Raw genomic sequence first — 9,788 nt, 5'->3', positions numbered from 1 at the left:
GCTGTCCGAGACCTTCGAAACCACGTCATTGCGCAACTTGATCTAAGAATCTGTCAGCCTAATAAAGAGGGGCATCAACATGGGTGATCGAGCAGCGCAAGCAACTGCGAATGGTTCAATTGCAACGTGGCCGGCCCAATCCGGGGCCAGCAAAATTGCGCGTCCTCGAGCGTCTTGGCAAACAGACATACCCCTGTGCCATCAAACCAAACCGCCTTGATCCGGTCTGCTCTTTTCGAACGGAACACGTAGAGCGCGCCATTGAACGGATCAGCGCCACCATCCCGAACCAGCGCCATCAAGCCCGTTGCTCCCTTGCGGAAGTCGACCGGCATGCTCGCCACATAAACCTGCACCCCGGCCGGGATCATGCCTTGCGAACCGCCCGGATCACGTCGGCAAGCCGATCAGCTTCGACGTCCCCGCCGGCACGCACCACCACATCGCCAATAACGATTTCTACCGTGTCGCTCCCCATCGCTTCAAAGCGCGTGAACCTGACCGACCGGCTCGGCAATCTCTCCAATGGCGCGACCATACCCGAGGCAATCGCCTTGCGACGCCATGTAAAAAGTTGTGACGGATCCAGCCCATTTGACCGCGCAATCGCCGACACATTTGCTCCGGCAACCAACGTCTCTCCGACAATCCGGGCCTTTTCCTCATCAGACCACGACCGATAGCTGCGCCCCGGACTGCTCGACAGTCGAACTGGGCTCGCCGTGAGAACTTCGAAGCTTTTGCTATCAGACATAGGTTTGTTCACAGCAGCCTCCTGCACAAGTCACCAGGAGATTCTCTGCTATTCGAGCGTGCCGCGCTACGTGGGGTCTCCTACGCGCTTACTTTGGTGTGCCAGCATGGCCATAAAGGGTTGCTCTGCCGGAAGGCGCGGCTGGCCGGATTTGGTTGTGGGTCTCTCCGGTTGGGGCAGTTGGTGATGCAGCGGTTTGGGCGAGTCGCAACTTTCCCGGTCAGGCCGGGGAGGCGCGGGCTCTGGGGGCTTCGGTCAGGCGGTGCACGTCGATGGCCCATGGTTCGGCGGCCGGACAAGCCGAGGCCATGGCGATCCAGATGCGGCGGACGCTGATGCGCACTAGTACCTCTGCACAGAGGTTTTGACGGATTGAACTGTGGCTTGCAGGACGGGGAGGTCTTCTGGCGAGACGAGGACCTCGATGCTGCGTGAAGCGCCTGACGTTCTGCGGATGAGGCCGTTGCGCTCGAGGGTGAGGATCATCTGGTGCACGGTGGGCGGCGTGACGCCGAAAAACCGTTGAATGTCGCGTTCGGCTGGCGGCTGCCGGTTGACGCGGAGATAGGCGTCGATGAACGCCAGATATTGCCCCTGCTTGGCGGTGAAGCGGGGCGCGGCTTTGCCAGACATTTGATTCATCAGTCGATTCACCTCGGCCTCCACGACGGAGGCTGCGATGAATGTACGATATCACGTCAAGCTGACCCGAGATGAGCAGATGAGCGGGCGGAACTCGGATTGCTGCTGCAGGGCGGCACGCAGTCGGTGCGCAAGCTCAAGCGAGCGCAGATCCTTGTGGCAACGGATGCCGGGATGAGCGACGACGACATCGCCGCGAGTGTGGGTGTCGGCGGCTCGACGGTGCATCGGACCCGGCGGCGCTTCGTCGAAGGAAATTTGACCGCAGCCTTGAGCGAAGAGCCCCGTCGCGGAGCGGAACGCAAGCTCACCGAGCAGGAGGAGGCGCTGCTGGTGGCCGCCGCCTGCGCGAGCCCTCCGACCGGTCGCGCGCGCTGGACGCTGGAGCTGCTGGCCGACGAGATGGTCAAATTGACCTCTAACGAGAACCTGTCGCGAGAGACGGTGCGGCGGCGCCTGGCCGAGAACCATATCAAGCCGTGGCGCAAAAGCATGTGGTGCATCCCAAAGGTCGACGCGGAGTATGTCGCGCACATGGAGGAGGTGCTCGATCTGTACGCCGAAGCGGCCGATCCGCGGCAGCCGGTGGTCTGCTTCGACGAGAGCCCGGTCCAGCTCATCGGCGAGGTCCGTCAACCGGTCGGCGAACAGCTTAGACCTCGTGCGAAGCACCGTGAGAAGGCGCTCATGTAGCGGGCGCAGATGGAAGGCAGCATGCCCAACCCAGTCCGCCAGTGTCGATCGATCGAGAGCGATGCCCTGGCGGGCATAGATTTGGGCCTGCCGGTAGAGCGGCAGATGATCGGCATATTTGGATAGCTGAACCTGGACGACGGTTGCGCAGGGGCTGACAACGGGGGTCAAAAGTTAACTACCTGGGAGCTTTCGCGGTCTGATCAGGAGCAACCTGCTGGGGCATCACAGCTAGGGCGCTATCGCATATTGCACAAAAGCACACGATCGGCTAAGGGCCTGATTATCAACGGCTAAGGGCCGGACTATGAAAGCAGTTATTTTAGCAGGTGGATTTGGAACGCGTCTGTCTGAGGAATCCCACCTCAGACCGAAGCCAATGGTCGAGATTGGTAATCGGCCGATCCTCTGGCACATCATGAAGATGTACTACCACCATGGCGTGCAGGAGTTCATTATCTGCTGCGGTTATCGTGGTTACGTGATCAAAGAATATTTTGCTAATTATGCATTGCATATGTCGGACATTACCACCAATGGCAGAACGAACTCCGTCGAGGTGTTGACAGGCCGAGGCGAGGATTGGCGAGTGACATTGGTCGATACTGGCGAGAACACCATGACGGGTGGCAGGCTCAAGCGTATTCGTGGCCTGCTAGGCGACGACGATGCTTTCTGCATGACCTATGGCGACGGTGTGGCGGATCTGGATATCACGAACTTGATCGCATTCCATCGCGCTCATGGCAATCTTGCAACCGTTACAGCAGTGCCCCCGCCGGGCCGGTTCGGCATACTGAAGGTGGACTCTGACCGGGTCACTACTTTTGGTGAAAAAACGGAAGGCGACTCGGAACTCATAAACGGCGGCTTCTTCGTCTTGTCGCCGACATGTCTCGACTTGGTCGCGGGCGACGAAACGACTTGGGAAGGGGAGCCTATGCAGGCGCTCGTTGCGCAAAATCAGCTGATGGCTTTTCGGCATACCGGATTCTGGCAGCCGATGGATACGTTACGCGAGAAGCAAAAGCTCGAAACGTTGTGGAAGGACAACAAGGCACCGTGGAAAGTGTGGAGCGGTGGATAAATCATTCTGGGACGGCAAGCGGGTCTTGATCACTGGACACACCGGCTTCAAGGGCGGCTGGATGTCGGTGTGGTTGCATCGGGTTGGCGCAAGGCTGTTTGGTATCTCCAATGGCCGCGTTTCGAACCCGGATTTTTACACCGCGTGTGGCGTATCGTCGCTTTATGAGAAGGAGTATTTCGAAGACGTTCGAGATCTCGTGGCCATGCGTGCGAGCGTATCAGAAGCACGACCCGATATCCTGATTCACATGGCGGCCCAACCGATCGTCCTCTATGGGATGACCAATCCAGCAGAAACATTTGCCGTCAACGTTGTGGGAACTGCCAACGTTTTGGAAGCGGCCAGGGCTGCGCCGTCCCTCAAGTCGATCGTCAATGTCACGACGGACAAGGTGTACCGCAACTTGGAATGGGTTTGGCCTTATCGTGAAGGTGATGAACTGGGCGGAAAGGATCCATATTCGAGCAGCAAGTCCTGCGCCGATATTTGCGCGCGTTCGTTCTATCGCTCATATTTTCAAGACCTCGGTGTCGGCATGGCCAATGTGCGTGGCGGAAATGTCATTGGCGGTGGCGACTGGGCTCGCGACCGGTTGGTTCCGGATTTCTTCCGTGCGCTTGAGGTCGGTGCGCCAATTACGATTCGAAACCCACGCTCAATCCGCCCTTGGCAGCACGTCCTTGAGCCGGTTTCAGGATACCTTAAGCTCGCCGAGCGGCTGTATGGCGATCCAGCCAAGTACTCTGGCGATTGGAACTTCGGACCTCGAGCACAAGACTGTAAGCCCGTCGAATGGATTATCAGTTACCTTCGAGCCAACGCCGAACGCAAGATCGACGTTTTCGTAGAGCCGGCGTCCAATGACAAGGAGGCCCGTTTGCTAAAGCTCGACAGCAGCAAAGCCCGGGAGGGCCTTGATTGGGAGAGCAGACTGCCAATCGAAACTGCCCTTTCTTATTGTTTGGACTGGTATGTTGGCTACTCCAACGGGCGCGCCTTGAAGGTCACCGCCGCGCAAATTGAAGAATTCAATGCGCGATAGTGAGAGATTTGCATTTACTGAGACGCCCCTCCGTGGCGCTTTTGAGGTTCACCGGCGCAAACTCGGGGATGATCGTGGATTTCTGGAACGAATGTATTGCGGCCGTGAAGTCGCCCGGCGAGTTGGCTTTCAGAATATCGCCCAAATCAACCGCACGTTAACTCGTGCGATTGGGGTCGTGCGCGGAATGCATTTCCAAATGTCCCCGGGCGCTGAGGCCAAGCTTATCTCGTGCATCTCTGGTGAAATAGTGGATGTCATCGTTGATATCCGCAAGGGCTCCGAGACTTTTCTGCAATCGTTCACAACCGTCCTGTCGGCAGATCGCGACGTCTCGCTCTTTGTGCCTCGCGGATTTGCGCACGGGTTTCAGACATTGAAACCGGAGACAGAGCTGATTTACATGCACGATAATTATTACGATCGAGATTTGGAACGCGGCCTTAACGCTCTCGATCCGGCGTTGAAAATTCATTGGCCATTACAGATATCGCAGATGTCCGAGCGTGACCGCGCGCATCCGTCCGTTTCGGATGACTTCGAGGGAATCGAATTATGAAGTGTCGTCACTGCGGCGCCAAAGTCACGCAAACCTTTTGCGACCTGGCGTCCTCTCCGCCGTCAAATGCTTATTTGACGACTGATACTCGCGACGCGGCCGAGCAATGGGTGCCATTGCGAACTTTCGTTTGCGGGGAATGTTTTTTGGTGCAGACACAGGACTTCCATGCGTCAAGCGAGTTGTTCTCATCGGACTACCCATATTTCAGTGCGACCAGTTCCTCATGGTTGAGGCATTGCGAGGACTATGTGGCCATGATTTCCGAGCGCCTCGCTTTGACCTCGACAAGCTTGGTTGTGGAAATTGCCTCGAACGATGGATACCTCTTACAATTTGTTCGGGCGAGACACATCCCTTGCCTCGGCATTGAGCCGACCCTCAGCACTGCCGAAGCGGCGCGTGCCAAGGGTATCGAAGTGGTGACCGAGTTCTTTGGCCTCGCCCTTGCGAACGAGTTGCGGGAGCAAGGAAAAAGTGCGGATCTGATTATCGGCAATAATGTTCTGGCTCATGTCCCCGATATCAATGATTTTCTGTCCGGTGTCGGCCGCCTTCTAAAGGACGACGGTGTTGCGACGTTCGAGTTTCCACATCTGCTGAAGCTGATCGAGTTCAAGCAATTCGACACGATCTATCACGAGCATTATTCCTATTTGAGCTTGTTGGCAGCCAACAACCTTGCAAAACATGCGGGCCTTGAAATTTTCGACGTCGACCAGTTGACAACTCATGGCGGGAGCCTGCGCCTCTACATCCAGAAGAAAGCTACTGGCAAGCGCCCGATTTCGCCGAACGTGGCGGCAGTCCAGACGTCCGAAAGCAATGCCCAGTTGAACGACATGAAAATCTATCGGGATTTTCAAGATCGAATATACAAAATCAAATACGATCTGCTGACATTCCTAATCGAGCAAAGGCGACAGGGAAAGAAGGTTATCGCCTACGGCGCAGCCGCCAAGGGCAATACGCTGCTGAATTTCGCTGGCGTGCGTGAGGACCTGATTTCGTTCGTGGTAGATCGAAGCCCTGGCAAGATCAATCGCTACATGCCAGGCAGCAAGATTGCGATTGTTTCCGAAGACAGAATTCGTGCCGAAAAGCCAGACTATATCGTCATTCTACCTTGGAACATCGCGGATGAGATCGAGAAGCAACTGAAATATGTCCGGCAATGGAATGCCAAGCTGGTAAGGGCAGTTCCCGAACTCTGTATCTGGTGACATGGCAAAGCGCATCATCGTAACCGGAGGACTTGGCTTTCTCGGATCCGCCGTATCGAGAGCCTTGGCTCAGCGCGGTTGGGAGGTCCACACTTGGGACCGAGCTCCATCGCGCCGTGGTCCACCATTCGTTCACGACGGCGTTCATCATCATATTGTCGACATCTACGACCAACAAGCGGTCAAGACCGCGATGATGGAAACGGCAGCCCACGAAATGATTCATCTCGCGTGGGGCGGATTGCCCAATTACATGTCGTGTCATCACGTCGATGTTGAACTCGTCAATCAGATCAAATTTGTGCGGACGGCCATAGAATGTGGCATCGAGAATTTGACTCACACGGGCACTTGTTTGGAGTATGGGGCAATTTCTGGCGCACTCAGAGAGGAAATGACCTGCGCACCGGACACGCCTTACGGTTTCGCAAAACTTGCGTTGCTTCGCTATATTGAATTTCTGAGGACCGAACTGTCGTTCCACCACAAGTGGCTTCGCCTTTTCTACATGTACGGTGAGGGGCAGGCACCGACGTCGCTGTATTCTTTGCTCTGCGCGGCCCACGCGCGCGGTGACAAAACGTTTGATATGTCGCTTGGGCATCAGCTTCGCGACTTCTCGCCTGTAAGCGAGATTGTAACCAAGGTCGTCATGCTGCATGAATGTGAGGCTGCGGACGGGGTGTACAATGTTTGCTCGGGCCGGCCGGTATCGGTACGCCAATTGATCGAGTCTTGGGCTGCCGAACGCGGTTACGATGTCAACTTGAACCTCGGGAGATTTCCAATTCCAGAGTACGAGCCGTTGGCTTTCTGGGGCAACGATACGAAGACGCGTCAAGCGCTTGGAAAGCACCAAGATGCTTAGTCCCAGAAGTATACTTATGTTGGCACGAAACGATCTTCGCCAGCGTTTCCGCGGCGCCGTTATCGGCCGACTTTGGCTGGTTATGACGCCGCTGATTAGCCTGCTGTTATATTCACTTGTCTTCTCAACAATCTTCCAGGCGCGCTGGAAGTTCATGAGCGCAGACGCCTATACCGACTATGCGATGGTGCTATTCCCGGGCCTGATGATGCACCAGCTGTTGATCGAGGTGCTGGTGAAGGGTGCTAACGCATTTGACGCCTACGCTGGTATTACGAGCAAGCTGAACATTGGCTTCCTCGATCTGGTACTAGGCAGCGCCCTGGGCAGCTTAATCCAATTTTGGATGGCACTTGCGGTATGGTATCCCGTGGCCATTTGGTATTTCGGTATTTCCTTATCCGGCCTGTTAATGGTGCTCGCCTGTCTCGGTCTCTTTGCAATCTTTTGCGTGGGTTTGATGCTGCTCTCGGCGGTAATCGGATCTTTGGCCAAAGACTGGCAACAGATAATAAGCATGCTCGGCATGGGTCTACTGTTTGTCTCGCCTATCCTCTACCCGGTAACCAATCTGCCCATAGGCATTCAGGGAGTAGTCGCCGTCAACCCGCTTACGCACTACATTAACGCAATTCGGCAAGGAGCATTTGAGCCAAGCCTAACGTTTTCGTTCTCCTTAATCGGCGATTGCTTAGGGATGGCCGCAATCGCGATCGCTTTGGGGTTTTGGCTGCAAGGTGTAACGTCTAGGTTCGCCAATGACTGACCGCGCTTTCGGCGACGTCGCCATCGAAGCCAGAAATCTGACAAAGTTCTATCGTCGCTACCACAGCAATTCGGCGCGAGTGCTGGACTTTGCCAGCTTTCTTCTGCGCGGCAGGCACGCTGGGCGCTTCTTCGAGAGCGCCTATGTTCTCAATGGTATCGACCTGACGGTTCGCAGAGGTCAATCGCTTGGCATTATTGGTCAAAATGGGTGCGGCAAGTCGACCCTGCTCAAGATGATTGCCTCGCTGATCAACCCAAGCAGTGGCCAGATCGCCGTTCACGGTCGTGTGGCATCGATCATCGAGTTGGGAGCGGGCTTCAATTCCGAGGACAATGGATTAAACAATATCAACAGTTACTTGACGATCCATGGAATTCCATCCACGGCATTCCCCGATAAAATCAAAGCAATCGTCGAGTTCTCCGGACTCGGCGAGAAGATTGGCGATCCCGTGAAATCCTATTCGAGCGGCATGGTTGTCCGGCTCGCGTTTGCGATTATCGCGCATCTGGATGCTGATATCCTTCTCGTCGACGAGGCGCTCGCAGTTGGCGATGCGGTTTTCGCGCAGAAATGCATGCGTTTCATCAAGGCCTTCAAAGCTCGTGGAACGATCTTGTTCGTCAGCCATGATCTCAATGCTCTGCAAGACCTTTGCGACGAGGTAATCTGGCTGCACGGTGGCATTATTCGCCTGCAGGGAGCACCGAAGCGGGTCTGCGAGGAATACCTTGCGTTCACGCTGTCCGAGGACTACCCGGATATGCTTGGGACCAGTGCTTCGAAAGGCACCGCAGAACTCGTCGCCCGAGCGGAGCTGCTCAAGCCAGTGTCTGATGCCAAGATAAGCTCCGATCCCGATTTCAGTCGAGGATTCGGCGGTCACCGTGTAGATATTCTCGACGTAACCTTCGCGTCCCGAGGTAGCGAACGTCGCAAGCTGCTCTCAGACGGGGAGCACCTGGTATTGTCTGTCAGGCTCGTAGCGAAGGACGATATCGCGCACCCTATCGTCGGTTTTTTGATGAAAAACAGCCGGGGAGTCGAAATCTTTGGCGAAAACACTTTGCATGTGTCTGAAAAGGAGCCCTTCAAATTTAAGCGGGGGCAGCGCTATCGTGTTGAATTTCAATTCCAACTTCCGATTCTCCCGAGTGGAGACTATACGGTTTCGGTCGCGGTCGCCGACGGCGATTTCCATCAGCATCAGCAGCTCGTTTGGCGGCACGACGTGTTGGTGATGCGAATATCTTCGGCTCGGTTTCGCTACGGAGTGCTGGGGTTGGCCGACAGCACGATCGCGTTGCACGTAGAGGGATGATGCGTGGTTTTGACAAGTGGGAGGCGTATTTCCCATTCTATGAGCGGGTCATCTCTCGCATTCGACCGGGTTCGACTTATCTAGAAATAGGCGTACAGAATTTGGGATGGCTTGAAGCCTTCGATACTGAGAGAAAATTTTCACGCTGTGTAGCTTGCGACATCAATCCAAAGGTCGCCGAATATGCGAAATGCACACGGTTTACGGACGTCATTATTGGAGATTCGACGAGTGACGGGGTATATCAGCAAATTGCATCGCTAAATGAACCCTTCGACATGATCGTCGATGACGCATCACACACGCAACACGACATCATCAAAAATTTTTTGTTATATTTTCCCTTGCTTCGTGACGGTGGCGCATTTCTCATCGAAGATTGCCACACTGATTTTTCTGATCAGTTTAGCAAGAACAACTACTTTGGTATGTCTGTTTACGAATTCTTCGCATCGCTGGTTGCCTTGCCAACGCTGGTTGCAGTGAATCCAGCCCTTCGGCGGCGCAATGCGGCTTTCGAGCTTATGCATCGGTTTTGCGGCGAGCGATATGGTGAAGCGACCGTCTCTTCGATCAAAGAAATTGCTTTTGCTAATTCTTGCATTCTCATTATCAAGGGCGATGGCGGATTGGGTAAGCGGGTTTTGAAGGGCGATGATTGGCCGGTCGTCCCGCTGCATGAGCTAGGCAGTTTTGATCTTACAGCTCTGAAGGACTCGGCCACGCCATTAGGGCCCGATATCGCGGTTGTTTATCTGAACCGCGTCACCGATGCGCAGGAGGAGAAGGGGCGGAACGCCTTCATCGAGAGTTACCGGCGCTACCGG

At 55.2% G+C, this 9,788-nt stretch carries 11 protein-coding genes and 2 pseudogenes; 9 read left to right on the top strand and 4 right to left on the bottom strand.

Annotated elements, in window-relative coordinates; translation table 11 throughout:
- Positions 1-74: 74 nt before the first annotated feature.
- The 3 genes from tnpB to M2427_RS41725 form a co-directional block, all read right to left on the bottom strand.
- Positions 75-371, bottom strand: coding sequence for an IS66 family insertion sequence element accessory protein TnpB (gene tnpB, locus M2427_RS41735; protein WP_280712532.1), 297 nt, complete (start codon positions 369-371; stop codon positions 75-77).
- Positions 368-766 carry a transposase gene (locus tag M2427_RS41730; RefSeq protein ID WP_280712531.1) on the bottom strand — a complete coding sequence of 133 codons (399 nt, stop codon included), beginning with the start codon at positions 764-766 and terminating at the stop codon, positions 368-370. Before M2427_RS41730 ends, tnpB begins: the two co-directional genes overlap by 4 nt.
- A gap of 330 nt (positions 767-1,096) precedes the next feature.
- A complete protein-coding gene (locus M2427_RS41725) occupies positions 1,097-1,387 on the bottom strand; it encodes a helix-turn-helix domain-containing protein (protein WP_280712533.1) in 291 nt (96 codons plus the stop codon).
- 46 nt (positions 1,388-1,433) lie between these two features.
- Between M2427_RS41725 and M2427_RS41720 the strand changes: the two are divergent.
- Positions 1,434-2,038: pseudogene (locus M2427_RS41720) on the top strand (IS630 family transposase); the annotation flags it as partial.
- Here M2427_RS41720 and M2427_RS41715 read toward each other — a convergent pair.
- Positions 2,036-2,236: pseudogene (locus M2427_RS41715) on the bottom strand (transposase); the annotation flags it as partial. The pseudogenes M2427_RS41720 and M2427_RS41715 overlap by 3 nt on opposite strands.
- 160 nt (positions 2,237-2,396) lie before the next feature.
- Between M2427_RS41715 and rfbF the strand changes: the two are divergent.
- The 8 genes from rfbF to M2427_RS41675 all read left to right on the top strand — a co-directional run.
- The gene (rfbF, locus tag M2427_RS41710) at positions 2,397-3,176 is read left to right on the top strand and encodes a glucose-1-phosphate cytidylyltransferase (protein WP_280712530.1); all 780 of its coding nucleotides are present in this window, start codon (positions 2,397-2,399) and stop codon (positions 3,174-3,176) included.
- A complete protein-coding gene (gene rfbG, locus M2427_RS41705) occupies positions 3,169-4,221 on the top strand; it encodes a CDP-glucose 4,6-dehydratase (RefSeq protein ID WP_280712529.1) in 1,053 nt (350 codons plus the stop codon). Before rfbF ends, rfbG begins: the two co-directional genes overlap by 8 nt.
- Positions 4,211-4,780 carry a dTDP-4-dehydrorhamnose 3,5-epimerase family protein gene (locus M2427_RS41700; RefSeq protein ID WP_280712528.1) on the top strand — a complete coding sequence of 190 codons (570 nt, stop codon included), beginning with the start codon at positions 4,211-4,213 and terminating at the stop codon, positions 4,778-4,780. Before rfbG ends, M2427_RS41700 begins: the two co-directional genes overlap by 11 nt.
- Entirely contained in the window at positions 4,777-6,003 is a 1,227-nt protein-coding gene (locus tag M2427_RS41695; RefSeq protein ID WP_280712527.1) for a class I SAM-dependent methyltransferase, read from the top strand. The genes M2427_RS41700 and M2427_RS41695 overlap by 4 nt, the downstream gene beginning before the upstream one ends.
- 1 nt (position 6,004) lies before the next feature.
- Positions 6,005-6,871, top strand: a complete 867-nt coding sequence (locus M2427_RS41690) for an NAD-dependent epimerase/dehydratase family protein (RefSeq protein ID WP_280712526.1) — start codon at positions 6,005-6,007, stop codon at positions 6,869-6,871.
- Positions 6,872-6,887: 16 nt separating this feature from the next.
- Positions 6,888-7,637, top strand: a complete 750-nt coding sequence (locus M2427_RS41685) for an ABC transporter permease (RefSeq protein WP_280712525.1) — start codon at positions 6,888-6,890, stop codon at positions 7,635-7,637.
- Entirely contained in the window at positions 7,630-8,961 is a 1,332-nt protein-coding gene (locus M2427_RS41680) for a Wzt carbohydrate-binding domain-containing protein (RefSeq protein ID WP_280712524.1), read from the top strand. Before M2427_RS41685 ends, M2427_RS41680 begins: the two co-directional genes overlap by 8 nt.
- Positions 8,961-9,788, top strand: an 828-nt coding sequence (locus M2427_RS41675; RefSeq protein WP_280712523.1) for a class I SAM-dependent methyltransferase, incomplete at its 3' end; no start/stop codon positions are given. The genes M2427_RS41680 and M2427_RS41675, both read left to right, overlap by 1 nt.

The sequence above is a fragment of the Bradyrhizobium sp. BR13661 genome (genome assembly GCF_029892425.1).
GTDB lineage: Bacteria > Pseudomonadota > Alphaproteobacteria > Rhizobiales > Xanthobacteraceae > Bradyrhizobium.
Note: the sequence above shows the minus strand (reverse complement) of the source record. Positions and strands in the feature narration are given on the sequence as shown.

Bases quoted from the DNA above. Each gene is read 5' to 3' on its own strand.
- tnpB (WP_280712532.1), bottom strand. From the start codon at position 371: ATGATCCCGGCCGGGGTGCAGGTTTATGTGGCGAGCATGCCGGTCGAC.
- M2427_RS41725 (WP_280712533.1), bottom strand. From the start codon at position 1,387: ATGTCTGGCAAAGCCGCGCCCCGCTTCACCGCCAAGCAGGGGCAATAT.
- rfbF (WP_280712530.1), top strand. From the start codon at position 2,397: ATGAAAGCAGTTATTTTAGCAGGTGGATTTGGAACGCGTCTGTCTGAG.
- M2427_RS41700 (WP_280712528.1), top strand. From the start codon at position 4,211: ATGCGCGATAGTGAGAGATTTGCATTTACTGAGACGCCCCTCCGTGGC.
- M2427_RS41695 (WP_280712527.1), top strand. From the start codon at position 4,777: ATGAAGTGTCGTCACTGCGGCGCCAAAGTCACGCAAACCTTTTGCGAC.
- M2427_RS41690 (WP_280712526.1), top strand. From the start codon at position 6,005: ATGGCAAAGCGCATCATCGTAACCGGAGGACTTGGCTTTCTCGGATCC.
- M2427_RS41685 (WP_280712525.1), top strand. From the start codon at position 6,888: ATGTTGGCACGAAACGATCTTCGCCAGCGTTTCCGCGGCGCCGTTATC.
- M2427_RS41680 (WP_280712524.1), top strand. From the start codon at position 7,630: ATGACTGACCGCGCTTTCGGCGACGTCGCCATCGAAGCCAGAAATCTG.